At 60.9% G+C, this 25,377-nt stretch carries 28 protein-coding genes; 11 read left to right on the plus strand and 17 right to left on the minus strand.

The window, feature by feature from the left end:
• Positions 1 to 3: 3 nt before the first annotated feature.
• The 9 genes from HMPREF2537_RS09260 to HMPREF2537_RS09300 form a co-directional block, all read right to left on the minus strand.
• Positions 4 to 1,335: a carboxyl transferase domain-containing protein gene (locus HMPREF2537_RS09260; protein ID WP_070528103.1), complete on the minus strand. Its 1,332-nt coding sequence runs from the start codon at positions 1,333 to 1,335 to the stop codon at positions 4 to 6.
• Between the two features lie 60 nt (positions 1,336 to 1,395).
• On the minus strand, positions 1,396 to 3,009 hold the full coding sequence (locus HMPREF2537_RS09265; protein WP_070528106.1) for an acyl-CoA carboxylase subunit beta: 1,614 nt from the start codon (positions 3,007 to 3,009) through the stop codon (positions 1,396 to 1,398).
• 237 nt (positions 3,010 to 3,246) lie between these two features.
• Positions 3,247 to 3,510 carry a hypothetical protein gene (locus HMPREF2537_RS09270; protein WP_010189347.1) on the minus strand — a complete coding sequence of 88 codons (264 nt, stop codon included), beginning with the start codon at positions 3,508 to 3,510 and terminating at the stop codon, positions 3,247 to 3,249.
• A gap of 161 nt (positions 3,511 to 3,671) precedes the next feature.
• Positions 3,672 to 5,174: a maltose alpha-D-glucosyltransferase gene (treS, locus tag HMPREF2537_RS09275; RefSeq protein WP_070528108.1), complete on the minus strand. Its 1,503-nt coding sequence runs from the start codon at positions 5,172 to 5,174 to the stop codon at positions 3,672 to 3,674.
• A complete protein-coding gene (locus HMPREF2537_RS09280) occupies positions 5,171 to 5,356 on the minus strand; it encodes a hypothetical protein (protein WP_070528110.1) in 186 nt (61 codons plus the stop codon). The genes treS and HMPREF2537_RS09280 overlap by 4 nt, the downstream gene beginning before the upstream one ends.
• Positions 5,356 to 6,177: a carbohydrate ABC transporter permease gene (locus HMPREF2537_RS09285; protein WP_010189344.1), complete on the minus strand. Its 822-nt coding sequence runs from the start codon at positions 6,175 to 6,177 to the stop codon at positions 5,356 to 5,358. The genes HMPREF2537_RS09280 and HMPREF2537_RS09285 overlap by 1 nt, the downstream gene beginning before the upstream one ends.
• Positions 6,174 to 7,151 (minus strand): carbohydrate ABC transporter permease, encoded by a 978-nt coding sequence (locus HMPREF2537_RS09290; protein ID WP_070528112.1) that lies wholly within the window; start codon positions 7,149 to 7,151, stop codon positions 6,174 to 6,176. The genes HMPREF2537_RS09285 and HMPREF2537_RS09290 overlap by 4 nt, the downstream gene beginning before the upstream one ends.
• A 160-nt stretch (positions 7,152 to 7,311) precedes the next feature.
• Positions 7,312 to 8,601 carry an ABC transporter substrate-binding protein gene (locus HMPREF2537_RS09295; protein WP_070528114.1) on the minus strand — a complete coding sequence of 430 codons (1,290 nt, stop codon included), beginning with the start codon at positions 8,599 to 8,601 and terminating at the stop codon, positions 7,312 to 7,314.
• Between the two features lie 125 nt (positions 8,602 to 8,726).
• Positions 8,727 to 9,716 (minus strand): ABC transporter ATP-binding protein, encoded by a 990-nt coding sequence (locus tag HMPREF2537_RS09300; RefSeq protein WP_070528117.1) that lies wholly within the window; start codon positions 9,714 to 9,716, stop codon positions 8,727 to 8,729.
• A gap of 48 nt (positions 9,717 to 9,764) precedes the next feature.
• Here HMPREF2537_RS09300 and HMPREF2537_RS09305 point away from each other — a divergent pair, with 48 nt between their 5' ends.
• From HMPREF2537_RS09305 to HMPREF2537_RS09315, 3 genes are all read left to right on the plus strand, one after another.
• Entirely contained in the window at positions 9,765 to 10,421 is a 657-nt protein-coding gene (locus tag HMPREF2537_RS09305) for a hypothetical protein (RefSeq protein ID WP_246820283.1), read from the plus strand.
• 42 nt (positions 10,422 to 10,463) lie between these two features.
• The gene (locus HMPREF2537_RS09310) at positions 10,464 to 11,354 is read left to right on the plus strand and encodes a biotin--[acetyl-CoA-carboxylase] ligase (protein WP_070528119.1); all 891 of its coding nucleotides are present in this window, start codon (positions 10,464 to 10,466) and stop codon (positions 11,352 to 11,354) included.
• 317 nt (positions 11,355 to 11,671) lie between these two features.
• Positions 11,672 to 12,115: a hypothetical protein gene (locus HMPREF2537_RS09315; RefSeq protein ID WP_010189338.1), complete on the plus strand. Its 444-nt coding sequence runs from the start codon at positions 11,672 to 11,674 to the stop codon at positions 12,113 to 12,115.
• Here the strand turns inward: HMPREF2537_RS09315 and budA are convergent.
• A complete protein-coding gene (gene budA / locus HMPREF2537_RS09320) occupies positions 12,112 to 12,831 on the minus strand; it encodes an acetolactate decarboxylase (protein ID WP_070528121.1) in 720 nt (239 codons plus the stop codon). The two genes, HMPREF2537_RS09315 and budA, sit on opposite strands and share 4 nt — an antisense overlap.
• On the opposite strand from budA, the gene HMPREF2537_RS09325 reads away from it, so the two are divergent.
• A complete protein-coding gene (locus HMPREF2537_RS09325) occupies positions 12,817 to 14,079 on the plus strand; it encodes a 5-(carboxyamino)imidazole ribonucleotide synthase (protein WP_083299004.1) in 1,263 nt (420 codons plus the stop codon). The two genes, budA and HMPREF2537_RS09325, sit on opposite strands and share 15 nt — an antisense overlap.
• Positions 14,080 to 14,122: 43 nt before the next feature.
• Positions 14,123 to 14,623, plus strand: a complete 501-nt coding sequence (gene purE, locus HMPREF2537_RS09330; RefSeq protein WP_070528126.1) for a 5-(carboxyamino)imidazole ribonucleotide mutase — start codon at positions 14,123 to 14,125, stop codon at positions 14,621 to 14,623.
• Here purE and HMPREF2537_RS09335 read toward each other — a convergent pair whose 3' ends face one another.
• Positions 14,624 to 15,517, minus strand: coding sequence for a ribokinase (locus tag HMPREF2537_RS09335; RefSeq protein WP_070528129.1), 894 nt, complete (start codon positions 15,515 to 15,517; stop codon positions 14,624 to 14,626).
• A 31-nt stretch (positions 15,518 to 15,548) separates the two neighbouring features.
• Between HMPREF2537_RS09335 and HMPREF2537_RS09340 the strand changes: the two genes are divergently transcribed.
• The gene (locus tag HMPREF2537_RS09340; RefSeq protein ID WP_070528198.1) at positions 15,549 to 16,022 is read left to right on the plus strand and encodes a YdcF family protein; all 474 of its coding nucleotides are present in this window, start codon (positions 15,549 to 15,551) and stop codon (positions 16,020 to 16,022) included.
• Here HMPREF2537_RS09340 and HMPREF2537_RS09345 read toward each other — a convergent pair.
• Both HMPREF2537_RS09345 and HMPREF2537_RS09350 read right to left on the minus strand, forming a co-directional pair.
• Complete coding sequence (locus HMPREF2537_RS09345; protein ID WP_070528137.1) at positions 16,019 to 16,492, minus strand: hypothetical protein; 474 nt, start codon at positions 16,490 to 16,492, stop codon at positions 16,019 to 16,021. The two genes, HMPREF2537_RS09340 and HMPREF2537_RS09345, sit on opposite strands and share 4 nt — an antisense overlap.
• Positions 16,493 to 16,530: 38 nt before the next feature.
• Positions 16,531 to 17,571 carry an RNase H family protein gene (locus HMPREF2537_RS09350; RefSeq protein ID WP_070528139.1) on the minus strand — a complete coding sequence of 347 codons (1,041 nt, stop codon included), beginning with the start codon at positions 17,569 to 17,571 and terminating at the stop codon, positions 16,531 to 16,533.
• A 95-nt stretch (positions 17,572 to 17,666) separates the two neighbouring features.
• Here HMPREF2537_RS09350 and HMPREF2537_RS09355 point away from each other — a divergent pair, with 95 nt between their 5' ends.
• Together HMPREF2537_RS09355 and HMPREF2537_RS09360 are read left to right on the plus strand one after the other, a co-directional pair.
• The gene (locus HMPREF2537_RS09355; RefSeq protein WP_070528146.1) at positions 17,667 to 18,161 is read left to right on the plus strand and encodes an RNA polymerase sigma factor; all 495 of its coding nucleotides are present in this window, start codon (positions 17,667 to 17,669) and stop codon (positions 18,159 to 18,161) included.
• Positions 18,154 to 19,203, plus strand: coding sequence for a hypothetical protein (locus tag HMPREF2537_RS09360; RefSeq protein WP_070528149.1), 1,050 nt, complete (start codon positions 18,154 to 18,156; stop codon positions 19,201 to 19,203). The genes HMPREF2537_RS09355 and HMPREF2537_RS09360 overlap by 8 nt, the downstream gene beginning before the upstream one ends.
• Here the strand turns inward: HMPREF2537_RS09360 and HMPREF2537_RS09365 are convergent.
• On the minus strand, positions 19,200 to 19,757 hold the full coding sequence (locus HMPREF2537_RS09365) for a TetR/AcrR family transcriptional regulator (protein ID WP_070528152.1): 558 nt from the start codon (positions 19,755 to 19,757) through the stop codon (positions 19,200 to 19,202). The genes HMPREF2537_RS09360 and HMPREF2537_RS09365 overlap by 4 nt on opposite strands.
• A gap of 215 nt (positions 19,758 to 19,972) precedes the next feature.
• Between HMPREF2537_RS09365 and HMPREF2537_RS09370 the strand changes: the two genes are divergently transcribed.
• Positions 19,973 to 21,148, plus strand: coding sequence for an acyl-CoA dehydrogenase family protein (locus tag HMPREF2537_RS09370; RefSeq protein ID WP_070523109.1), 1,176 nt, complete (start codon positions 19,973 to 19,975; stop codon positions 21,146 to 21,148).
• A gap of 133 nt (positions 21,149 to 21,281) precedes the next feature.
• Here HMPREF2537_RS09370 and HMPREF2537_RS09375 read toward each other — a convergent pair whose 3' ends face one another.
• Together HMPREF2537_RS09375 and HMPREF2537_RS09380 are read right to left on the minus strand one after the other, a co-directional pair.
• Positions 21,282 to 21,884, minus strand: a complete 603-nt coding sequence (locus tag HMPREF2537_RS09375; RefSeq protein WP_070523112.1) for a DDE-type integrase/transposase/recombinase — start codon at positions 21,882 to 21,884, stop codon at positions 21,282 to 21,284.
• Positions 21,885 to 21,977: 93 nt separating this feature from the next.
• Positions 21,978 to 22,688: an IS6 family transposase gene (locus HMPREF2537_RS09380; RefSeq protein ID WP_070523113.1), complete on the minus strand. Its 711-nt coding sequence runs from the start codon at positions 22,686 to 22,688 to the stop codon at positions 21,978 to 21,980.
• A gap of 257 nt (positions 22,689 to 22,945) precedes the next feature.
• On the opposite strand from HMPREF2537_RS09380, the gene HMPREF2537_RS12520 reads away from it, so the two are divergent.
• Together HMPREF2537_RS12520 and HMPREF2537_RS09390 are read left to right on the plus strand one after the other, a co-directional pair.
• Positions 22,946 to 23,305, plus strand: coding sequence for a Cd(II)/Pb(II)-sensing metalloregulatory transcriptional regulator CmtR (locus tag HMPREF2537_RS12520; protein WP_070523117.1), 360 nt, complete (start codon positions 22,946 to 22,948; stop codon positions 23,303 to 23,305).
• On the plus strand, positions 23,302 to 23,904 hold the full coding sequence (locus HMPREF2537_RS09390) for a cadmium resistance transporter (protein WP_070528157.1): 603 nt from the start codon (positions 23,302 to 23,304) through the stop codon (positions 23,902 to 23,904). The genes HMPREF2537_RS12520 and HMPREF2537_RS09390 overlap by 4 nt, the downstream gene beginning before the upstream one ends.
• Positions 23,905 to 24,657: 753 nt before the next feature.
• Here the strand turns inward: HMPREF2537_RS09390 and HMPREF2537_RS09395 are convergent.
• A complete protein-coding gene (locus HMPREF2537_RS09395) occupies positions 24,658 to 25,368 on the minus strand; it encodes an ASCH domain-containing protein (RefSeq protein ID WP_070528163.1) in 711 nt (236 codons plus the stop codon).
• Positions 25,369 to 25,377 lie beyond the last annotated feature (9 nt).

A 25,377-nucleotide genomic window follows, 5' to 3' on the forward strand; every position in this document is an offset into this window, starting at 1 on the left:
CCTCTACAAAACGATATTGCCGTGTTTCTTCGGCAGAGTCGGAATAATCTTGCGATCCAGCAGGCGCAGGCCCTCAATGAGGGAACCGCGGGTGGCTGCTGGGGTAATGACAGAATCGACGAGACCACGCTCAGCGGCCTGGTACGGGGTGAGGTAGGCGGCGGCCTCCTCCTCACTCAGCTCCAGCTCGGCGGCCAGCGCAGGGGCATCGGCCACGGCGATCTCGGCGGTCGGCCACGCATAGGACAGGTCCGCGCCGAGCTCCTTGGAACCGAAGGCGATGTATCCGGTGCCGTGCGCGCGGCGGACGATGACGCTGATTTTTCCCACGCTCGCCGCGGAGTAGGCGTGCACGAGCTTGGCCAGCGCTGCCTTCTCCACGTCCAGCGCCGGAGTGTCGACGAACTCGATGATGGGGGTGTTGAAGGCATCGCAGAGGCGGATGAAACGCGCGGCCTTAGCGGCAGCTTCCGCGTCGAAGGAGTCGCGGTTGGCGATGATGCCCACCGTGCGGCCCTCCACGCGGCCGAAGCCGGTGAAGACACCGCGCACCTGGGCACCGAGCTCGAAGACATCCTCACAAGTGGCGGTGACCACGTCGGCGAGATCGACGGCGCCGTCATCGCCCACGAGGACATCGAGCGCGTGGTCGGCCTCGCTGATGTTGTCTTCCACCGAACCCGAAACGATGGTGGCCTCGGTGCGGGGAGCTGCAGCACGGTTATTGGAGGGCAGGTAGGAGAGCACGCGCTTGGCGACGTTCACCTCGTGCTCCCCGTGCGCCTGCAGGTCACCGTCCGGAGCGATGACGACATCGGACAGCGCGGCCACCAGCGAGGCCTCCTTGGAGTCCGCGTAGACCGCCGTGACCTGCGGGATGAGGCCGGAAGCGGTGGTGGCGCGGGCAAGGATGCGGGCCTGCATGGCGGAGGAGACAATGCCCTCCTGGGCGCGGGGCTTGTCGCTGGCGACGAGTGCGACGATGGGCACGCCGGTCTTAATGGCCAAGTCATAGAGCTTGGTGACCTTTTCGCCATAGACCTCGCCCATGGTGCCGTCGAACAGCGAGGCGTCCTGCGCATAGGCGCAGACCTTGCGGCCATCGACGGTGCCGAAGCCGGTGACGACGCCATCGGTGTAAGGGCGGATGTGCTCGCGGCCGAACTCGGTGGAGCGGTGGCGAGCAAGCGCGTCAGTCTCTACGAAGGAACCGGCGTCAAAGAGCGCCTCGATGGCGCTGCGGGCCGCCGGGACTTCGCCCTGCGGCGCCCGGGACTCGGTGAGCTTGGAGCTCAGGTCCTCGATCTTGCCAGCGGTCGTCTTCAAGTCAGTCATGGGACACTAGTGTAATACAGTGCTTCTTCTGCACTAATCTGTGCTTGATCCGAGCGCGGCCTAGAGCGGGATGTTTCCGTGCTTTCGCGAGGGGCGCGCAACATTCTTGTCCGTGAAGAAGCGCAAGTTTTTGGCGATTGCACTGCGGGTTTCGGAGGGGAGAATGACGGCGTCGATAAGCCCGCGCTCCGCTGCCTTATACGGGTTGAGCATGTGGTCTTCGTATTCGCGCTCGAAGGATTTGGTCAGCTCAGCCACGTCGAGGCCCTTCTCGTGGGCGGCCTTGATCTCCTTGCGGTAGATAAAACCGACGGCGCCGGCAGCACCCATGACCGCGATCTGGGCAGTGGGCCATGCCAGGTTGACGTCCGCTCCCAGGCCCTTGGAACCCATCACGCAGTAGGCGCCGCCGTAGGCCTTGCGCAGGGTGACAGTGATCTTCGGGACGGTGGCTTCGGCGTAGGCGTAGAGGAGCTTGGCGCCGCGGCGCAGGATGCCGTCATGCTCTTGGTCGGCACCGGGAAGGAAGCCGGGGACGTCGACCAGCATGATGATGGGGATGTTGAAGGCATCGCAGGTGCGCACGAAACGCGCGGCTTTCTCTGAAGAATCGATGTCGAGGCAGCCGGCAAAGACCTGGGGCTGGTTGGCAACGAAACCAACAGTGCGGCCCTCGATGCGCCCGAAAGCGGTGACCACGTTATCGGCGCGATCGGCCTGGATCTCTAGGAAGTCGCCGTCATCGGTGAGGGCCTCGATGACCTCCTTGACGTCATAGGGCTGGTTCGGGGAGTCCGGGATGATCTCATCCAGCATGAGGTCGTCGGCGGTTTCTTCGCCCAGGTCTTCGTAGGGCTCAACCGGGGTCAGCTGCCGGTTGTTAGAGGGCAGGTAGGTCAGCAGATCGTGGACCCAATCGAGCGCTTCTTCGTCGCTCGAAGCGGTGTAGTGCGAGGTGCCGGACTTGTGCATGTGGACGCCAGCGCCGCCGAGTTCTTCCTGACTGACTTCTTCGCCGGTGACGGTCTTGATGACGTCCGGTCCGGTCACGAACATCTTGGACTTCTCATCCACCATCACCACGAAGTCGGTCAGCGCGGGGGAGTAGGCGTTGCCGCCGGCGCAAGCGCCCATGATGACGGAGATCTGCGGGACGACGCCGGAGGCCTTGACGTTCTGGTAGAAGGTCTTGGCAATCCAGTCCAGGGACACGGCGCCATCCTGGATGCGAGCGCCGGCGCCCTCGTACAGGCCAATGAGTGGGCGGCCGGTGGTGATGGACAGCTCCATGATCTTGATCATCTTCTCGCCGTAGACCTCGCCGAGCGCACCGCCGAAGACGGTTCCGTCCTGGGAGAAGATGCAGACCTCGCGGCCGTCGATGGTTCCCCAGCCGGTGACGATGCCATCGGTGAGCGGGCGCTTCTTGCCCATCTCGAAGTCCGTGGTGCGGTGCACGGCGAGCATGTCGGTCTCTACGAAGGAGCCTTCGTCGAGGAGGTAGTCCAAGCGCTCACGCGCGGTGAGGCGGCCTTGGGCGTGGACCTTTTCGTGGGCTTTTTCGCCCATGGGCTGCGCCGCTGCTTCGCGACGCCTCTTCAGTTCAGCGATCTTGCCTGCGGTGGTGTCGGTGCTCAGGGAGTCAAGCTCCGACAAATGTGAGGAAATAGTCATGTTTCGACAGTGTAGAGAAGTTTTGTATAGGAATGTATAGCGGCAAGCGGGTGATTTCCCTCACAGCCTGCGTTTGTGCAGGTAGGCGGGGTGGGAAAGGTGAGGGTTTCCTCGCAAACGGCGTGTTGGATGCATGGCTGTCAGTGTAGTGACCGCGGTTTTCGAGTGTTTGGGCGGTAGGGGTCAATAAAAAGCCTCGCCCCTAGGGTGTTGGGGCGAGGCTTGGATTATGCGGTTTTATTCGGAGGTTGGGGCTAGCCAACCCAGGCTGTAGAGGAAGAGTTCGGCGTCTACGAGATCCTCTTCCTTGGGGAAGGTGCCCGTGAGCGTGGCGTAGGACTCTTCAATGTCCTTGTGGGTGGCTGGGATGAGACCGTGCTTGAGCAGGTCTTCGGCGATGTGCGACACCAGCGGCGCCGAGTGCACCGTGTCAAGGTTGATTCCGGTGGCGCTCTTGAATTCGTTAGTGATGGCGGAAAGGAATCCGGTCAGGGTATTCATTTGGCTCACCTCTCTATTTCTTGTCGTAATGATGCGGCCGTCCGCATCATGGGGTTGAACCAACTATATAGGTAAAATCCCCCAAAAGCTAGCTTTCGTTCACGGCGAGTTAACTTTTAGTTAACCTAGCGCGAAATGTGAGGTGAGGAACACGGCGCCTTCTAGACCTCAACTGGCAGCCAGGCGTAGCCATATGGCCCGAGCTCCACAGGGCCCAGGTCGACGGTCTGATCCGTGAAGTTGTGCAGGCACAACAACTCACCGCGCTGGAATCCCAGCACGCCCGTCTGACCGGTTTCCACGGCTTCGAAAGGCGCGGTGCCGAGTTCCGGATGCGCCTTACGCTGCTGGATTAGGCCGCGGAGGCGGTGGAGGAGCGAGGAGTCGTCGGCAAGCTGCTCTTCCACCGAAACTCCAACGCCACCGACGATGGGCCGGCGCGTCTGGGCAGAGGTGCTGAACCCTGCACCCTCGCCAGGCTCCCACTGCATGGGTGTGCGCACGGCATCGCGGTCGGGCAATTCAGGGGCATCGTTCATGCCAATCTCATCGCCGTAATACAAGAAAGGTGCGCCCGGCAGAGTCATGAGTAGTGAATAAAAAAGCTCAATCTTGCGGTAATCATTCCCCAACAGCGGGGCAAGGCGCCGCGCGATGCCCACGTGGGCACGCATCTGCTCATCCGGCAGGTAGTGCTGATACATGATCGCGCGCTGGTCCTCGTCGACCATCTCGAGGGTCAGCTCGTCGTGGTTGCGCAGGAAGGTGCCCCACTGGCAGCCCTGGGGAAGCTCTGGAAGTTCCGCCATGATGTCGTAGACCGGTGTGGCGTCCCCCAGTGCGAGGGCTTGGTAGAGCCGCGGCATCACAGGGAAGTTGAACACCATGTGGAAGCGATTGCCCGTGCCATAAAACTCCATGGTTTCTTCGGGCGGCTGGTTAGCCTCCGCGATCATGATGGCCTCGGGGTAATTCTCGTCGATGAAGGCGCGGACCTTCTCCACAAAGTCGACGGTCTCCGGCAGAGACTCGCCGCCCACCCCATCACGCTCGTACAGGTAGGCGATGGCATCGAGGCGGAAGCCGTCCACACCTTTATCCAGCCAGAAGGAAAGAATCTTGAATACTTCCTCGTGGACCTTCGGGTTGTCGTAGTTCAGGTCCGGTTGGTGCGAGTAAAAGCGGTGGAAGTAGTACTGCTTGCGCTCCGGGTCCCACGCCCAATTCGAGGTCTCCGTATCGGTGAAGATGATGCGGATCTCCGGGTAGCGCAGGGGATCATCGCCCCACACGTAATAGTCGCCGTAAGGTCCTTCCGGATCGGTGCGCGAGGCTTGGAACCACGGGTGATCGGTGGAGGTGTGGTTGAAAGCCAAATCCGTCATGAGGCGCATGCCGCGAGCATGGAGCTCGGCAACGAGCTCGTCAAAGTCCTCCATCGTGCCGTAATCAGGGTGGATGGCGTAGTAGTCGGCGATGTCATAGCCGTCATCGCGCAGCGGGGAGGCATAGAAAGGGGAGAGCCACAGGCAATCCACGCCGAGCCACTTCAGGTAGTCCAGCTTCTCAATAACTCCGCGCAGCGTGCCAACGCCTTCGCCGTGGGTGTCCTTGTACGAGCCCACGAGGGCCTGGTAGAAGATGGCGTTGTCGTGCCAGGTCATCGGAGATCCTTCCGTTTGGCCCGCCACAGCAGATACTCCGCCAGGCACAGCGCGCCCGCGAGGAGCCCCGGCCAGATGGCGGGGGAGGGGTGAAAAAGATTGAGGACTGCTTGCACCAGCGCCAGGAAGGCAAAGAAGCCAACGAATCCCAGCGCGGTGTCCCACAGCAGTTCACGGCGCATTAGGCCTTGACACCTCCGGCGGTGAGGCCGGCGACGATGCGGTGCTGGAAGATGAGCACCATGATGATGAGCGGAACCGTCACCAGCGCGCCTGCGGCCATGGTGGCGGCGTAGGGGTACTCGAAGGCCGAGGGGCCCGAGAAGCGCGCGATAGCCACGGTCACCGGCTCAGTAGCAGTGGTGGATAGCTGCTTGGCCAGCATGAACTCGTTCCACGTTGTGATGAAAGCGATGATGGCGGTGGTAAACAGCGCGGGCGCGGCCAAGGGCAGGAGTACGAGGCGGAAAGCTTGACCGCGGGAAGCGCCGTCCACGCGGGCAGCCTCCTCTAGCTCCCAGGGCAGCTGACGGAAGAAGCTCAGCAGCGTATAGACAGTTAGGGGCAGCGCGAAGGAGATATTCGGAATGATCATCGCGCGGTAGGTGCCAATCCACTCGAGGTTGCCAAAGAGCTGGAAAAGCGGGGTCACCAACGCGATGGCCGGGAACATCGAGGCGGCCAGGATAATGCCGGTGACAATACCTTTGCCCGGGAAGTCATAGCGCGCCAGCGCATAGGCGGTGAACACGCCGATGAGGACCGCCACCGCGGTCGTGACCAGGGAGATGATCAAAGAGTTCCCCAGCGCGTTGAGGAAGTCATTGCCCTTGTCCGTTGCCAGCGCATCCCGGAAGTTATCCAAGGTTACGTGCGTGGGCCACGGGGTGGTGTCGAAGGTATGGGACTTGTGCCGCAAGGCGGTGACAACCATCCAGTAGAAGGGCGCGAGTCCCCAGAACATGATGAAGAGGATGCCGAGGTAGTGGCCAAGCTTTTTCATGACTTCTTCTCCTTCTTCTGGCGAGCAGTACCGGAGACATCAGCGCCGAGGAAGCGCACCAAGATGAACGCGACGGTGAAGATAAGCAGGAAGATAAGGGTGGACAGCGCGGAGGCCGAGTTGAAGTGGCCCTGGCGCATGTCCTCCACGACGAGCTGGGAAATGGTGGCCGTGGGCGAGTTGGAAGAGGCGGAGATCATGATGACCGGCAGGTCGTACATGCGCAGCGCGTCCAGCGTGCGGAAGAGGATAGCCACCATGAGTGCTGGCCGCACCAGCGGCAGGGTAATGGTGAAGAAGGTTTGGATGCGGGAGGCGCCGTCCACGCGGGCCGCGTCATAGACATCGCGCGGAATCATCTGCAGGCCCGCCAGGATGAGCAGCGCCATGAACGGGGCTGTCTTCCACACGTCGGCGATGATGACCGCGAGGCGGGCATAAAACGGGTCTGTGGTCCACGCAATGCGTGAGCCGATGAGCGCGTTGACGATGCCGTCCGGCGCGAACATGAACTGCCACAGCTTCGCAGTGACTGCGGTGGGAATGGCCCAGGGGACCAGCACCGCCGCGCGCACGAGACCGCGACCGCGGTATTCGCCGTTCATCACCAGCGCCATGAACATGCCCAAAATCGTTTCCAGGGTCACCGTGACCACGGTGAAGAAGAGCGTGATCTTGAGCGCGGGCCAGAAATCAGTGGCAATGACGCCGTCCGGGCACGCGGTGGCCTGGCCGGTGGCAGACATACAGCGATTGGTGATCCAGTACAGGTAGTTCTCGAGGCCTGCGAATGCGCCTTCCTCGAATACACCCGTAGTCGGGTTAAGCCGCTTGTTGCCCTGGAAGGACAACATCACAGCGCGCACGATGGGATAGCCGATGACCACGGCCAGCGCTATCAGCGCCGGTGCGATGAGCGCAGCAACGCGCAGATACTGTCTGCGAGGCTGCGCGGTAGCCGGTGCTCCAGCCATGCGGTGCCTGCCTTTCTGATTTATAGGGGGAGGGGTTATCGGGGGTTGGGGAAAATCATAGCGGGTGGCTTAGACATTCATTAGAACAAAGCCAGATCAAAGAAGGAGGCGCGGGCAAGTCACGTGGACTTACTCGCGCCCCCATTTCACGCTGGGAAGATTAACCCTGGGAGGCTGCCTCGATGGCTGCCTTCATGTCCTTCGTAGCGTCATCGACGGACTTGTCAGCGGTCAGTGCCGCGTAGGCGTTATCCTGCACGGCCTTGGAGATGGCGGTGTAGAACGGGGAGACCGGACGCGGAGCGGCGTTCTCCAGGGACTCCTTGAGAGCCGGAAGGTACGGGAACTCCTCGACGAGGGACTCATCGTCGTAGATGGAGGCCAGTACCGGCGGGAAGGAAGCCTCGGCGAAGGACTTCTGGTTCTCCTCGTTGATGATGAACTTCATGAAGTCCAAGGCCGTAGCCTTGTGCTCGGAGTTGATGTTGATGCCGTTGTTGTAGCCACCGAGGGTGGAGACACCGACGCCGTCCTTACCCACCAGCGGCTGGACCTCAAACTTCACGCCAGCCTCTTCGGCATTGGTGTACATGTACGGCCAGTTGATGGCAAAAGCGGTCTTGCCCTCGGTGAAGGCCAAGTTGGTCTCCTCCTCCGTTGTGGCGGTGGAGTCCTTGGAGATGGTGCCGTCCTCGTAGGCGTCGACAAGCGCCTGTAGGCCTTCCTTGGCCTCGTCGGAGTCAACGGCGACGTTGCCCTCGTCATCCAAGATGGAGCCGCCCCAGCCCTCGATGAAGCCGGCGGTGTTGACGGTCAGGCCTTCGTACTGCTTGAGCTGAGTGGTGAGGCAGGAAGCATCATCCTTAATAGCTTCGCAGGCAGAAGCGATGTCCTCGAACTTCTCCGGAGCCTTCTCCGCCAACTCGGTGTTGCGGAAGAGCAGCTGGCCGTTGGTGTTCTGCGGCAGCGCGTAGAGGGTGTCGTTGTAGGTGGCGGATTCCACGGTGGGCTCCAGCAGCCCGGAGGTATCCACCTCGAGGTCACCGGTCAACGGTGCCAGCCACTGGTTAGCGGCGAAGTCCGCGGTCCAGACCACGTCCAGCGCCATGACGTCGTAGTCGGAGTTGCCCGCCTGCAGGGATTGTACGAGGGTCTCGCGCTGAGCGTCGGCCTCGCCGGCGAGCTCCTTGAGCTCGACCTTCTCGTCCGGGTGCTCGGCGTTCCATGCCTCGATGATGGGCGTGATCTTGTCGGTATCGTTCTTGCCCATGGCAAAGGTGATGGGGCCGCGGCCGTCACCATCAGTCGAGGAGGCATCGGAGCCAGTGCTTGACGACGATCCCTCGTCGCTCGACGAGCAACCTGCCAAGGTCAGTGCGAGGGCAGCGGTGGTGACGACAACGCCGCGGCGGACGGAACGCAGCGAGCTGGGGAGAAACGGCTTCTTCATTGAATATTCACCTTTCGGAAAACTTCTGATGACTACAAAATAGGGGATCATCCCCACATCGCACGTGGTTTTGGCTTTTAATTCACTCCAAGCGGGGGTGAAATCACCCCTGTTTGTGTTGCTGCTTAAGTTTCGATGCGCTGGCCGGTCTCCGGATCGAAGCGGTGTGCCTCGCGGGGGTTAAAGGTCAGCACGACGTTCTCACCGCGTTGCGGAACGTCGTCGCTCGCGCGAGCCACGAAGCGCTGCTCGCCCACCATGACGTAGACGAAGGATTCGGAGCCCAGCTCTTCCACGAACTCCACCGTGCCCTGGAAGCCAATCGGCCCCTTGTTAATGAACATCTTCTCTGGGCGTACGCCGACGCGTCCGCCGTTGTAGTCGAAGATGTTCATCGCAGGGGAGCCAATGAAGCCGGCGACGAATTCGTTAGCAGGAGCGTCGTACAGCTCGCGCGGTGGCGCGACCTGCTGCAATTCACCGTCCTTGAGCACGGCGACGCGATCTCCCATGGTCATGGCCTCCACCTGGTCGTGAGTGACGTAGACAGTGGTGGTGCCGAGGCGCTGTTGGAGGCTGGCCAGCTCCGCACGGGTTTGTACGCGCAGCTTGGCGTCGAGGTTGGACAGGGGTTCATCCATGAGGAAGGCCTTCGGCTCGCGCACGATGGCGCGGCCCATGGCCACGCGCTGGCGCTGACCACCGGAGAGGTCTTTGGGCTTGCGCTGCAGGTACTCCGTGAGCCCAAGGGTCTTCGCGGCTTCCTCTACTTTGGCTGTGATTTCAGCCTTGGGCTTCTTGGCCAGCTTGAGGGCAAACCCCATGTTCTGGGCCACGGTGAGGTGCGGGTAGAGCGCGTAGTTCTGGAAGACCATGGCGATATCGCGCTCGCCGGGCTCCAGTCCCGTGACGTCTTTGCCGTCAATAAGGATGCGGCCGCTGGATACCGGCTCCAGCCCCGCGAGGGCGCGCAAGGTGGTGGACTTACCGCAGCCGGACGGGCCGACGAGGACTAGAAACTCGCCATCCGCAATCTCGATGTTGAGGTCTTTGACCGTGGGTTTCTCGGCACGGGGATAGGTGATGCCGACGTTCTCAAAAGTGACCTTTGCCATGGATTCACACTAGCACCTGGCGGCAGGTGCATTAGGCTGGAATTCGCTATGAAGAAGTTCGCCCCTCTCCTCGCGCTGCTCTTGGTCGGTTGCTCCAGTACGGAATCCACTGAGTCCTTTGCGCCACTGACAACCGTTTCTATTAGGACCGTTGATGCGTCTTCGGCATCTTCAGAGACCACTACGGAGTCATCGACCTCCACTACCAAATCTTCTTCGGAAGAGCCTTCCCCGACGATGCCCTCGAAGGAGTCCGCGACATCGCCGACCACCTCGGCTGCAGAGGCGCAGCGCGATACCGTGTTCCGCGCTATTTTTGCCGATACTGTCGACGCATCTGAAGTCCGTTCACAGTTGGTGGACAATGGCCGTGTAGATCGCTCCACCATGCGCGCCAGCATGAAAGGGATGGGGCTGGAGGTCTCGGACTCGGAATTGCAGGAATATGGCGAGTGGGTCTGTGAGTGGGTCACCCCAGCAACCCGCTATGTGCTGGTAACTGAAGGAAAGCCGGATAGCCTCGGGGCGCAAGACCGCGCGGACTATGACAAATTGATTGGGGATACTGTTTCTTTCTTGGCGGATACGCGGCAGATCACCGTGACACCTGAGCAGGTTACTCACGCGTTGCCCCAGGCGGTGCTGACTACCTGTCTTGACGATGCCACCGCTCGCACAATTCTGGCCAACCCGGATTACTTTTAGTTACTTCTAGAAGGCCACTGCTCGGCGGGTAACCTAGGGTGCATGACTGCACTTGATATGGACCGAATTCGCGAGGCGCTGGGCGGCGACTTCGCTGTTATCGATTACACCGAGTCCACTGGCTCCACCAATACCGATCTCATGCAGGCGGAGAAGGTGGCTGATGGCACCGTACTGCTGGCCAACGAACAGGTTGCCGGCAAGGGCCGTTTGGGTCGCCAGTGGGTGAGCCCGGCGGGGGCGCAGCTTATCTTTTCCGTGCTGATTCTCCCGGATTCGCTTGATCACCTTGGCACCCTGCCCTTGGCCGCCGGCTTGGCCGTGACCGACTCGGTGGAGAAAGCAGTACTCAAGTGGCCGAATGACGTGCAGATTGATGGCAAGAAACTGTGCGGCATTCTCGCCGAAGCCGGACCGGTGGGGGAGGCTTTCAAGTCTGCCCCGAAGACGGAAGTTTCGAAGGCCGAGGTCAACAAGGCCGAAATCAACAAAGCTGAGATCAACAAGGCTGAAGTTAATAAGGCCGAGATCAACAAGGCCGAGGTCGCGCCCAAGACGCAGTCTGCGAACCCGCCTTCAGCCCGCGTGGTCGTGGGCATGGGCATTAACGTCACCCTGACCCGCGAGGAGCTACCCATCGAGGCCGCGACATCGCTCGCGCTCGAAGGTCTTGAGACCGACCGCACACAGCTGGCCATCACCGTGCTGAAGAACCTGCGCCACCGCATCACCCAGTGGGAGCGGCAGGATCCACAGCTTATGGCCGATTACCGCAAGGTCTGTTCTTCCATCGGGCAGGAGGTCCGCCTCGAAGCCCCGACCGGCGACGTCCACGGTACCGTCGAGGGCGTGGCCGATGATGGCCGCATCAACGTCGGCGGTGAGTACTACTCCGCGGGTGATGTCATCCACCTGCGCCCAGCTGATAATTAGCCGTCCGAGCTGCATTGCGTCTTGGCATCTACCGGCGAAGCACCATAGAAGGCGCTGCACTCAACAAGGGCACTCAGCTACGGTGCTTTCCACATGGCATCTATCAAATGGCATTAGTCAAAAGGCGTCTTTGCCCCTGAAAACGCCATCTACAGGCCCGCAAAAGGTGTCTTTGACCCCAAAGACACCTTTTGACTAATGCCTTCTGTGAGATGCCATTTGTGGGGCTCGGCTCTAAAGCACCCCAGAGCCTGCCGTGGGCAGGGGAGGCCTCGGCAAAGAACGGTGTTTCCGGGGCAGTAGGTACCATGAGCCCCATGAACCTCATGCAGATGGGCCGCGGCGAAGTTGTTCGCGCGGACATGACCGCCCCGTTTCGCACGCTGCTCTTTCCTTTTCTAGAGCTCGTCGTGATTACCGGGGTGTGCTGGATCGCCATCGGCTGGTGTGACTATAACGGCATTGACCTGGCGCTTCGCAATGGTCTGGTAGCCATATGGGCCCTGCTTGCTGCCTGGCGCTTCGTCCTTCCCTTGGTGAAAGCCCGCCGTAAGCGCTTCATCGTGACCAACCTGCGCGTCATCGCCCGCGAAGGCAAGCGCGTTGATTCGATCCCGCTCACCGATATTCGTGGTGCCCGCCGTCGCCGTGGCGGGATCTCATTGGCACTCCACGGCTATGACAAGCCGATGTATTTCCCCTCCATCCCCAAAGCAAAGCGCGTCGAGGACATTCTCAACGAGCAACCGGTGTGGGGTTAGTCCTTAATCTCCGTCGTGTGCAGCTGCTGGTCCAAGTCATCGGGGGCCAGGTTGGCGGAGCGGAACTCGTGGGTCAGCGGCAAGCGCAGATCGAGGTCCGTGCCGGGGCAGAGTTCAATGGTGGCCTCATCCACCGTGTAGTCCAGCACGTGGCCACCGGAGGTGCGCGCAGCGTCGATGAAGTGCACGTGGCAGCCCGGCACCGAGATGCCTTTTTCAAAGACCGGGGTGCGGAAACCGCCGATGATTCCCTCGACGTCGCTAAAGCGCAGCTCCTTATCGCCGCCCACTGCCTGCGCCATCGGCGGATAAGGCTTGCTCTGCTTGACCACCGTGCGGGTCACCACGTTGCTGAAGCGGCCGGTGATACGCACCGCGTACATGTAGTTGGCGGAAGGCTCGATCTCATCGATGAAGGCCGAAAGCTCCTCGCGCTTCAATCCTTTGGGCGCGGCCACCTTAATACGGGGGACAAAATTCGTGGCCACCGCGAAGGGAGTTCCCTGGTCCAAGTCCGCCACCGTCGCGGTGCCATCGCCGCGTAGCTGGTAGCACACGCCGTCGAGGATAATCATCTCCCCGTCCAGCGCATCGAAGGTGCCGATGCCAAAATTGCCTTTGCCCAAGAGTTCGCCGATGGTCATTTCGCCGTCGTAAATGCCATCCAACAGCGCGGTCATGAGGGAGTTCTGAAAGATGGTATGCCGGACGATCATGGCCCCAAGGCTAGTATTGAAAGAGTGAGTGAACAACACAAACCCCTCGTTACTGTTTATGGAGACGGCCAGCTTGCACGCATGATGCAGCCGGCCGCCGCTGAGCTCGACATCCACCTGCGCGTGCTGGCTTCCGCGCCGGACAAGTCGGCCGCACAGGTGATTCCGGATGTGGTGCTCGGTGACTACCACGATCTCGACGTGCTCACCGCCGCCGCGGAAGGCGCGGATGCAATTACCTTTGAGCACGAGCACGTACCCACGGAGCACGTCGAGCGTCTCATTGCCGACGGCCTCAACGTCCAGCCCCAGCCTTCCGCTCTCCTCTACGCGCAGGACAAACTGTTCATGCGCCAGAAGCTGTCCGAGCTGGGCGCCCCGGTGCCGCGCTTTGCATCCATCGAATCGGTGGAGGATGCACGGGACTTCGCCGCGCTTGTCGACGGTTCCGTGTGCCTCAAAGCCCGCCGCGGCGGCTACGACGGCCATGGCGTGTGGTTCCCGTCCGCGGAGGAGCTGGAGCCGCTGGTAGCTGAGCTTCTTGCAGCTGATACTCCGCTTATGGCTGAGGAAAAAGTTGCCCTTACCCGCGAGCTGTCCGTGCTCGTTGCCCGCCGCCCTTCCGGCGAGGTAAAAGTCTGGCCGGTCACCGAGTCCGTGCAGCGAGATGGCATCTGCGCCGAGGCTTTTGCTCCTGCCCCGAACCTGTCCCCAGAGCTGGCAGAGCGCGCCATGCAGGTAGGCATCAAGGTGGCCACCGAACTTGGCGTTACCGGCGTGTTGGCGGTGGAGCTCTTCGCCTTTGCCACGAAGCAAGACGCCGGCTGCATCATCGCGTCCGCTTCAGGCGCGCCAGGAGCGGTCGTGGAGGAAGATATCGCGGTCAACGAGCTGGCCATGCGTCCGCACAACACCGGCCACTGGACCCAGGATGGTTGCGTGACCTCCCAGTTCGAGCAGCACCTACGCGCCGTGCTAGACCTGCCGCTCGGGTCCACCGCAGCCCTGGCCCCGGTCACGGTGATGGCCAATGTGCTGGGTGCCGAAGAAGATCCGCAGATGCCCATGTCGCAGCGCGTCCGCGAAGTGATGGAGCGCTACCCAGAGGCGAAGATCCACCTCTACGGCAAGGACCACCAGCCGGGCCGCAAGATCGGCCATGTCAACGTCGTTGGTGAGGACGTGGAGGAAACCCGCGGCATCGCCCACGATGCCGCCCACTTCCTCGTCCACGCGCGGTGGACTTAAGCCCGCAGCGAGCTCTAGGCCCTAATTAAGAAGGAGATTTTTCATGCAACCACTCGTCGGCCTGATCATGGGATCCGATTCCGATTGGCCCACTGTCAAGCCCGCCGCAGAGGTGCTCGCCGAGTTCGGTGTGCCCTTCGAGGTAGGCGTTGTCAGCGCGCACCGCACCCCAGAAAAGATGCTTGCGTATGCCAAGTCTGCCCACGAGCGCGGGCTCAAAGCCATCATCGCTTGTGCCGGTGGTGCGGCCCACCTGCCGGGCATGGTTGCCGCGGCCACGCCGCTACCGGTGATCGGCATCCCGCGCGCGTTGAAGGATCTTGATGGACTCGATTCGCTGCTCTCCATCGTGCAGATGCCGGGGGGAGTTCCGGTGGCCACCGTATCCATCGGCGGAGCGAAGAACGCCGGCCTGCTCGCCGTGCGCATCCTCTCCGCGGGCGACCCAGCACTGGTGGAGAAGATGGCTGCTTACCAGGAGAACATGGCCGCCGAAGTAGAGAAGAAGGACGAGAACTTGCGTTCCCAGCTCCTCGGGGAGTAATTAGCTGGGGAGCTTGCTCCCGAGATCGGGGTAGGACGCCTGCGCGCCTTCTCCGGTGACGGCGTAAGCCCCGACTCGAGCGGCATAGGTGGCGGCCTCCACGAGGTCGTCGCCGTGAAGTAGTCTCGCGCACAGCGCGCCGGCGAAGGCATCGCCCGCGCCCGTCGTGTCGACGGCGGTGACTTGCGGAGAGGGGACTTCGATAAGCTTGGTGCCTTCAGACACGAGCGCGCCGCGCGCTCCCAGCGTGAGAACCGCCGAGGCAAAACCGGCCTCTGTTAGACGCCGTGCCAGCTCCTCCGGTGCGCCCTCGCCGCTCAACCCCAGCTGCTCCAGGATGAGCCCGGCTTCGTGCTCATTGGCCAGCAGCGGATCAGCGCGCAGGAGCGCTTCCTTTTCAACCTCGATGACCGGTGCGAGGTTAACCACGACTCGGCCCGTGGCCAGCTCGATTGCCTTGGCAAAACCTTCCGCCGGTATCTCGCCTTGGAGCAGGATGAGCTCTGATTCGGAGATGGGGGAGGAGTGCGTGGTGACGAAGGGAGCGTCGACAAGCGCATTAGCGCCCGGCACCACGATGATGGTGTTTTCGCCCTGCTCATCCACGGTGATGACCGCCAGCCCCGTCACCTCCTCGCTGGCCTCAACGTGCGTGAGGTCCACACCGCTGGCCTGCAAGTAGTGCATCGCGGGCTTGGCGTAGGCATCGCTGCCCACCGCGCCAACGAAGCTGACCTGCGCGCCAAGGCGGGCGGCCGCGACCGCCTGGTTCGCTCCTTTGCCGCCCGCGGTGATGGTGCCGCCGCTGCCCAGCAGGGTTTCGCCCGGTTGGGGATGCCGCGCGGTGTGGACCACGAGGTCAGCGTTGATGGAACCGACTACGCACATGCTCATGCTGACCAGTATGCACGCTAAGCTAGCGGGCATGCAGTTTCCGCTTCTGGTGTTGGGCGCGCGCGTGGAGGGTGGCGAGCCCGGCTCGTTGCTGCGCAGCCGGTTGGATCGCGCGGTGGTGATGGCGCGCGTGCTGCCGGAGGAGCCGATCATCGTCTCCGGTTACGGGGAAGCAGAGCCGATGGCGCGCTACCTCATTGAGCGGGACGTTAATCCGGAGCGGATTTTCCTCGAACCGCTGGCCACCAGCACCAACGAGAACCTCGAGCGCTCCCACGCGTTGTGCTCGGACTATAGCTACTTTCGCGTGGTGACCAATGATTTCCACGTGCTGCGCACCCGCCTGTGGGCCTGGCACCTGGGGATTCGGATTCGCATGCATGGTGTTGGCACCCCGCGGAAAGACCGCCCGTGGAACTACCTGCGTGAGGTAGTGGCGACTCCGCATTCGCTGCTGCGCATCGTGTGGCGGCGGGTCATTGCGCGGCGGCGGCTTGTGGCCTAGGCGCCGAAGAACATGAGCACGATGGCGATGAACCAAATGACAAACCAGTGGCGCTTTTGCGGCGTGGTCGGGTTGGCCTTCTGCTGCAGCGTCTTGAGGAAGTACCACGCTCCGGGCAGCGCGAAGCCGATGCCCATCGCCACATCGCCATCAGTAATTCCGGTGAAGCCTACGAGGAGCGAGAACAGACTCAAAAGCCCCTTGAAAAGGGAGAAGCTGTGGATCGTGCCATTCATTGAGTGTTGCTCAAGGGAATAGTCCGGCATGGGCGCCGGGGCGTAGGCGCGCTCGGGCTCGGCAAAAGACTCGGAAAAAGGCTCCGAGATGCGATCCGCGAAAGGTTCTACCGAAGGATTCGCAGAGGGCTCCGCATAGGACTCGCGCGCAGGTTCCGCGAAGGGATTAGCCCCACGGCCGTTGAAAGGCTTGGCCGGCTCCTCGAAAGGATTGGAGTCAAAGGGATTGCTCATGCGATTTACCCTAGGCCACCAGTGCACCGAACCCCGAATTAGAGCTTGGCCAACGTCTTCCTGATTCCTTCTTTCAGCGTGGCGCGTGATTGTTTCATCGGATGCGCAATCGCGCGCAGGCCCATGTACGCAATCTGGTCCGCCGCCCGGTTCAGCGGGTCGCCCGCATGCCCCATCACGCGGCGAATGGTCACTTCGCAGACTCCCTCCACGTCATGCCACGCTTGCTGGAAGCGCGAGCGCGACCCCGAAGACAACCCCCTCCACACGCCCCGCGAGCGCATTGCCTTTGAGCCCTTTTGCCGAATCTGTTCTACCGCTTCTAATGCGGCGACGGAGTCCGATTCGATGATCGCCTTGGTCGCACCGACCTTGAGCAGGTACTTCAACGCCAACGTGAGGGATTCGAGCTCAAGCTCATCAGTGCTGGCCGTCGTCTTGCGCGTGCGCAACCGGTAGTCACCATTGCTGGCCACGAAGCACATCGAGCCCTTAAACACCGTGTCCGAGGAGGCATCCGTGGCTATGCGCACGGTGGCGCCTTCGGGCCACGAGGAGGCCGTCGAGAAGTTCGGCCACCAGTGTGCCTTCGGTGTCTCCACTTTGACCACCTGCTTCTTGCGCGGAGCCTCGCCTTCCTTCTTCGCGCGGCGCGCGGTGATTCCGGCCTGCTTGCGTCGCACGGAGCTGGCGCTTTTCGACGCCCTATTCTCCTCCGCAAAACTCCCCGTCACGGTATAGCCGCGTTCCTCCAGTGCGGCGCGCAGTGCCGCTTGCCGGCGCCCGGTGACGATCCATTTGCGCCCCCGAATATTCTTCGTGGCCTTCTCGAATTCGCGGACGGCTACTTCAACGATGTCGCCCTTCTGAATCTGGCCCTTGCGCACGAAGCGCGTTTTCTTGGTATTAACGGCGATGACCCAGCCGTCAATCGTGCCGTTCTCGGCGGAATCCCAGCGCTCATCCCATAGTGCAATAGCCACGTGCACGGGTGCTGAGATCATATCCTTGGTGATCTTGCGCGTGCCGTAGGTGCGCGATTGCGTGCCCGTCAGGGCGGAGAGCTCGAGTGGTTCCATAGCTCTACTAGTAAACCATTTCAGTGCCTATCTGTAACGCTCGGCTGTCTGATGCAACATACTCAGTGAGTCCACGAACAATATGGAGTTATTTAGTGTCTGTCCTTACCTTGCTTGGTTCGCGCAAACGGGAGTTCTCCCGTCTGTTCCGCGAGCATTACCCGGCGGTGATGGCCTACCTGCGCCGCCGCGTCCCACCGAGCCATGCCGAAGAGCTGGCGGCCGACGTTTTCGAGCGGGCGTGGGCCGGCTTCGACTCCTTGCGCGGCACGCCGCTGCCGTGGCTCTATGGCATCGCCCGCAACGTGATGCGCGAGTTCTACCGCACCCGCCGGGAGACGGAGAACCTCGACGACCATGAGCTGGAATCCTATGCCGGCTATGACGCTGTCGATGCCAATCTCGACATCACTCGCGCGTTGATGCAGTTGCCGCATGCCGAGCGCGAAATCCTCACCCTCCATGCGTGGGAGGGCCTCGACCACCCCGATATCGCCGAGGTCCTCGGCATTTCCCGCAACAACGTGCGCGTTCGCCTGCACCGCGCACGCACCCACCTTTCCGAACTCACAGGAGAAACCGATGTCTAACTCTCTCGACAAACTCCGCGCCGCCAACCCCGTTCCCGACACCGCGCTTGACGACGCCTCCCTCACCCGCTCCGAAGACACCCTCGCGAAGATTACGAAGGGCCGCCCCACGTGGACCATAGCTGCAGCGTCCGTTGCGGTGCTCGCTCTCATCGGCGGAGCCTTCCCGCTGCTTAATAACTCGGAACCCGTGGCTTCGGCGGCAGAAGTTCTGACCCAGGCGGGCGAAGCCGCCGCTACTCAGCCTGATGCGGTGGATAAAGGCGTGACCGCGAAGGACTACATGAAGCGCGTCGACACCCTCGGCGATGCCACCGCGATCACCGAATATGCGGTGGATGCTGGCGGTGCCGTGGAGGTTTCCTCGCAGGGCGAGGTGCCAGGCTTTGATCCGCAGCCTTCCATCAGCCCGGAGGACCTGGTTATCGCTTCCGACCGTGCCGGTTTGGAGAAGTTGGCGGATTCCTTCCCCAATCGCGCACTGGGCGCGCTGGAGCTGCTGCTCCAGCCGGGCTTGAGTAGCGCGCAGCAAAAGATTGCCTATGACATGTTGGCGGAAGCGGATGGCAATGAGGTCGGCACCGTTGAAGGGGAGGGCGAAGACCAGCTGGTGACCGTGATTCGCGATGCCGACCAGGTCAGCTTCTCCGTCCTGCCCGCCACTGGTCAGCTGGTACGCGTAGTAGGCCTGGTGGGGCCAGACGTAGAAACCACCATCGATGCCACCGCGATCTTGGACTGCGTATCCGTCACGGGCCTGGAGGGTCCCGACCGCATCTCGCTGGCCTGCGCGGACAATAACTACCTAGTCAACGAACTGGACTGGCAGCGCTGGGGAGCCGATTCCGCGGAGGCGGACGGCGTGGCCATAGAGAATGACTGCGACCCCAACTGCGCGGAAGGAAAGTTTAACGAGGAGAAGGTAAAGGTGGTCGTCGATAAGCGCGTGGCCTGCGGCTACCATGCCGAGGTCTACTCTCGCGTGCGCGTGCAGTACCCAGATGGGCGCGAGGAAGAGCAGCAGATTGGCTGCGCGCCCTAGGTAAGTTGGCGCAGGGCGAACTGGCCGTACATGTCACCCAAAGCCTCGGCGGTATAGTCACCGTCGGGGCTGAACCATTGGGCCACGCCGATGCCCATATCGATGAGCGCCCAGCAGGCGATTTTGAGGTTTTCGGCGTGGAAATCGCCCTCGTTGACCACGGCCATCCAGCGCGCGACATAGTCACGGCGCAGTTGCAGGACGACGGACTTGTGAGGCTCTTCGAGGTTGGTGAGCTCGTTGTTGACCACGCGGACGCGCCGGGCGTGGGTGGCGTGGTAGATGACGTGGGCTTTCATGGTGGCGACGAGCTTGTTGCGGGGATCGCTCAGCCCGGCGAGGCAGGCGGCGTTGGCGCGCAGCAGGTCCTCCATGGCGGTGATGGTGACTTCGGCGAGGAGTTCCTGCTTGGAGGAGTAGTGGTTGTACAGGCTGGAGGCGCGCATGCCGACGGCTTTGGCGATGTCCTCCATGCCGGTGGCGTGGTAGCCGCGCTGGTCAAAGAGGTCGAGTGCGGCGGCGGCGATTTGGTCGCGGCGTCTTTGGTTGGCCATGGCGGGCGTCCTCCTCAATGAGCTAATGGCGGTTAGTATACCTGCGGGGGCAGGGTGAAGGTTGGCTGGGGGAGATACTGGCCCTGGAGTCTGGTTATCGTTCCGAATCCCGGCTGTGCCGCGCGTTGTGATGAGACACTTGACAGCCTGGGGAGAGTCAGGTCACAATTAACACTAATCGCCATTCGTATTGCCTGTTAGTTGGAGAATTGACCATGTCCCACAACCTCTTCGAGTCCACCACTGATTTCCTGGGTGTCTTTGACAGCCTTTCTGAGGCCGATGCTGCGGGGTGGAAGCGCGCGGCGCAGTTCCGCGACTACTCCGACCCGGTGATTAACCGGCACTGGCAGGCCGCGGAGTATCCGCTGGACTTGGTTCAGCGTCTGGGGGAGCTGGACGTGATGACCGATGGGCTTTCGGTGGAAGGCCATGAACAGATGTCCACGCTTGGCGCTGGCTTGACGCTCATGGAAGTCACGCGTGCCGATGCTTCGATGGGCACGGTGATTGCGGTGCAGGCGGGGCTGGCCATGCGCTCAATTTCGATGCTTGGTTCTCCGGAACAGCAGGCTTCGTACTTGCCGCAGATGGCATCTTGTTCGCTGCTCGGTGCTTTTGGGCTGACCGAACCGGACCACGGCTCGGACTCCATCGCTTTGGAAACTACCGCGGTTCGCGATGGCGACGAATGGGTCCTCAACGGCGAGAAGAAGTGGATTGGCAACGGTGCCTCCGGCGGCATCACCATCATCTACGCCCGTATGGAAGACGGTAACGTCAGCGGTTTCATCGTCCCACAGGAAACCCCCGGCTACTCCGCTACCGTGATTGAAGGCAAGCTCTCCCTGCGTGCCATCCACCAGGCACACATCACGTTGACCGATTGTCGCATTCCCGCCGCCAACCAGCTTCCAGGTTGTCGCAGCTTCAAGGACGTTTCCCGCGTCCTGACCTCCACTCGCATTGGCGTGTCCTGGATGGCGCTTGGCTCTGCGGTGGCCTGCTATGAGACTGCCCGCTCGTACGTGCTCGAACGCGTCCAGTTCGGCCGCGAGCTGGCCAAAGCCCAAATCATCCAGCAGCGTCTGGCCAACATGGTCCTCGACCTCAGCCAGATGATGCTCACCTGCCGTGAGGTTTCCCAGCGCGAAGATGCTGGCACCTTGGCCCCGGAACAGGCCTCGGCGGCCAAACTCCACAACACGCGTGCCGCGCGGCGCATCGCCGCTGACGCCCGCGACATGCTCGGTGGAGTCGGCATCCTGCTGGAAAACGATATCGCTCGCCACTTCGCGGACATTGAGGCCATGCACACCTACGAGGGCACCGACACTGTGCAGTCCCTCATCATGGGCAAGAAGATTACGGGCTTCTCGGCCTATAAGTAACCAGCCGGCCGGGGATGTGGAAAGGCTCGCTTGGTGGTCCTTCTAGTTTGGTCCTCTTACTTTGGTCCCTTTGCCCTCGATCGGCGCCTGCCTTTGAGTTGTGAACATCCCCCTGTTTGACGTGGTTGTTACTTTACGCGCTCGATGTCTCGGGCGCTAGGGGTTTGCCGTTGTTGATTTCTACCGTTTTAGGTGGTGGCTTGTAGACGGATTTCCGGGGTCTGGGTCTGCGGTGCGGGTGCGTCGCGTAGTAGACGGTTTCCTTTGCTCGGCGATGTTCAAGGATGTCACGCCACGTGCCTGAATACACTTCACTAGGTGTGTATCCATTCAGCCCGCTGTGGCGGTCACGGTTATTGTATTCGTCGATAATCCTGCCGATGACTTTCTGCGCATGCTGGATATCATCATAGGTTTCTAACGCATAGCGGTGATGCTTGATTGTGCGATGTGATGACTCTTCAAATGGGTTGTCATTCGAAACATTCGGCCGAATTAATGACAGCTGCACGCCGTGTTCATCCAGCATGTCCTTCATCATGTGTGAGGTCATGACTTTGCCGTTGTCGGTGTGTACGACTTCAACGCTGTGACCGTTGAGCTCCTGGTCAGCAATGACTTGTTCAATCAGGCGTGTAGCGATGGTCTTTTCCTGTCGGTGTTGGACAGTCCATCCCACAACCTTGCGCGAGTACAAATCCAACGCTGTGTAAAGATGAAAGCCTTTAGCTGGCATGTACTATATATGATAGGTGCTGTTGCAAAGTTGGGCGGAGAGCCGAGACGACCCAGTTTCTCATTTCCTGATGGCCGCTGCGTGCTGGCGTTCTCAGGCCGTCTCGAAGACCCGGTTGACGATCACCGCGTCCGGATTGGGGTGCCCATAAGCAAACATCGTGCCCTGACCTTTCCGTAATGAATGCATCGCTTCCATCCCTTTCAACGTCCGGTAGGCGGAAATTCGGTTTTTGAACGCCCCCTTCGGTCCCAGGATTCTTTTAAGTCGGCCATGATCTCCCTCGAGAACGTTGTTCAGGTATTTCACCTGCCGGTGCTCCACCGTCTGAGGGCAGATTCCCTCCGCCTTCAGCTCGGATATTGCCTTGGCCAGAGCTGGTGCCTTGTCGGTGTTGATGACCCGCGGGGACCCGGCTGTCGTATTCGATCGTAGCGTCTTGGCCAGGAAACGCTTGGCCGCAGCCACATTCCGTTTTGGTGAGAGGTAGAAGTCTAAGGTCTGCCCACCGGCGGTAATAGCCCGGTAGAGATAGCACCACGTGCCGCCGACCCGGATATAGGTCTCATCCACCCACCAGGACCGGGCCTGCCAGTCGGGTACCTGCCGGTACCAGCGAGTGTGCTTATCCAGCTCAGGGGCGTATTTCTGCACCCAGCGGTAGATCGTGGTGTGATCGACTGGCACACCCCGCTCGGTCATCATTTCTTCGAGGTCGCGGTAGCTCACGCCGTAGCGGCAGTACCACCGCACCGCCCACAGGATGATGTCACGGGGGAAATGCCGACCGGAGAAGATGCCCATGGCTCTGATTATTTCACGTCGGTCTTTCTACTGCCCCAACTTTGCAACAGCACCACTTCGAGCCAATTCGGTTGCCTTCGGCGCGGCACAAATCGCACATGGGCCGATCATCAGAAACGAGCGTGGTTCAGCTGTTTTCGCAACTTTGCCGGAATCTGCGCCATCTCTGCTACTTTCACTGTCTGCTTCAGCAGCGCACACAGCTGCACCGCTACCCGGAACTTGACTAGTTCAGCGATCGCTGTATAGTTCAGCGCATGCTGACTATTGCTTCGCGTCTCGACGTGATGAACCGCCTGGGTCGTGCACTGGCCGACCCCACTCGATCCCGGATCATCTTGACCCTGCTCGACCATCCCGCCTACCCGGCGGAACTATCCCGAGATCTGGACCTGACACGCCCGAACGTGTCCAACCACCTGACATGCTTGCGCGATTGTGGGATTGTCGTCTCCGAGCCCGAGGGGCGTCGGACACGATACGAGATCGCCGATCCGCACCTGGCGCAGGCGCTGACCACATTGGTCGATGCCACCTTGGCAGTAGACGAAGACGCCCCGTGCATCGATCCCGCCTGCTCGCTTCCCGGGTGCTACGCAGCTGGGGAGGACGCATGATCCTCACCTCGGTCTTGCAGGCGATAGGCCTGTTCGCAGCTACCAACATCGACGACATCATCGTGCTCTCCCTCTTCTTCGCGCGAGGGGCAGGCCAGCGCGGCACTACCGCCCGCATTCTGGCCGGCCAGTACCTCGGATTCGCGGGCATCCTCGGTGCCGCGGTTCTAGTGACCATGGGCGCCGGAGCATTCCTGCCCTCGACAGCCATCCCGTACTTCGGTCTAATCCCGCTGGGCCTCGGCCTCTGGGCCGCATGGGAGGCCTGGCGCGGAGACGATGAGGACGATGACGACGAGGCCAAGATTGCCGGCAAGAAGGTTGGCGTGGGGACAGTCGCAGGCGTCACCTTTGCCAACGGTGGCGACAACATCGGCGTCTACACCCCTGTATTCCTCAGCGTGGAGCCTCTCGCAGTAGTCGCCTACTGCGTTATTTTCCTCGCGCTCGTTGCGGTCCTGGTGGCCCTGGCAAAGTTCGTCGCAACCCGCCCCCCGATCGCGGAAGTGCTCGAACGCTTTGAGCACATCCTCTTTCCCATCGTTCTCATCGGCCTCGGTATCGTGATCCTCGTCAGCGGCGGAGCCTTCGGGCTCTGACGTAGCGGCAGCGTTCCAAACGGCCCCGACCGGGCGTTATCGGTGGCTCCTATAACGCCCGGAAGGTCTTTTTGAAGCGCTGTCGGGGCGTGTGAATCTAATCACACAGAGTTTACAGAATCCCAGCAATTAAACTTTCGGCTATCCAATTTCACCCGCGGACGCAATGAGACTAGCACCGACGCTTTCCCCAACGCGCCACCGCTTGCGGCGTAGCCCGACCAAGGCCACCGGCTGGTTCTCAAACGAGGACGAAGCCCGTGGCCTAGAGCTCGTGGTCGAGAGCCGAAATTCGGCCTAAAACCGCGTTTAGCCAAAGAAAAATGACCCCTAGAATCCGCCCCTTCCAGCCTTTCTTTGAGGCTGGTGGCTAAGTCTAGAAGTTCGTCGGGATTATCTGCGGGTCGTTGTTGAGACAGATTTCGTTGTGCTGCGCGCACGAACTTGGCGAGCATGCCGGCGTCGCGGTCCAGTGGGGAAGTGGAAGGCAGCTCCGCTTGTATTGCTTGCAGGTGTCCGGCTGCACTGTTGGCGGCGTCTAGTGCGTACTCGTAGTCTCCAGTATCCCCGTGCGCTCCAATAAACAAGGCGCACAGGTGCGTGTCCTAGGCTTTTGGTTAGTGAGCTGACACACAGAAAAACAAGAAATTAGTCGTCGGTTTTGCAGATGTGAAGCACTCCCCTAAGTCACAAACTCTGGTGTAGTTTTACTGCTTCTACAAAAAGGGTAAGTGCGCTTTTAGATTGTTTGAATTACTGGAGTTTGAACTCTACGAGGTCGACTTCGTCATCGGCAGCTAATCCGGGATAGTGAGTATCTAGCGCTTCCTGAAGCTCGGTGAGAGAGCCAAAACCGTCATTTCTAGCTTGCTTTTCCGATAATTCACTTCGCTGGGTCGAGACAACGGACGTGACCTGTGCAGGAATGGTGACGACCTCTCCGGATTCTTTCTCGAAGACAATTTGGGCACTTCCTTCATGGAAAGGATCATCTACTCGGATGGTTTGTTGCTTTTCTCCGCTACGAATTGATTCCTCGTAGCCTTCCCACATGTAGATGCGCTGCTCTTGTTCTATGTCTCGCCAGTTGAATGCGAATGGTAAGAGTTCTTCTACGGTAGGTGCTTCAAGTCCATTGCTTCCGCGCACGATGCACCGGATGGACGGATCAACATCAAAAAGCACCTGGCGGCATTTACCGCAGGGAGGAATAACTTGACCAGTAGGTCCGTATACGGCGGCTACTGCTTGGATTGGGTCCTCTGGATAACTAGCAGCATGGTTGGCTAAAGCCGAGACTTCCCCGCAAGGACCACCGAGGAAGTGGTGCGCGTTCAAACCGAGTACGTGTTTGCCTGATTTGGTGAGGAGTGCTGCGGCTACAGTGTGGTCTTCTCCGTCTTGAAAACGCTGTGCATGGGTGGTTGCTTTGGCCAGTAAATTTCGAAGTTCGTTGGTAATCACTCTTTAAGG

The sequence above is a fragment of the Corynebacterium sp. HMSC074E01 genome (assembly GCF_001808885.1).
Classification (GTDB): Bacteria; Actinomycetota; Actinomycetes; order Mycobacteriales; family Mycobacteriaceae; genus Corynebacterium.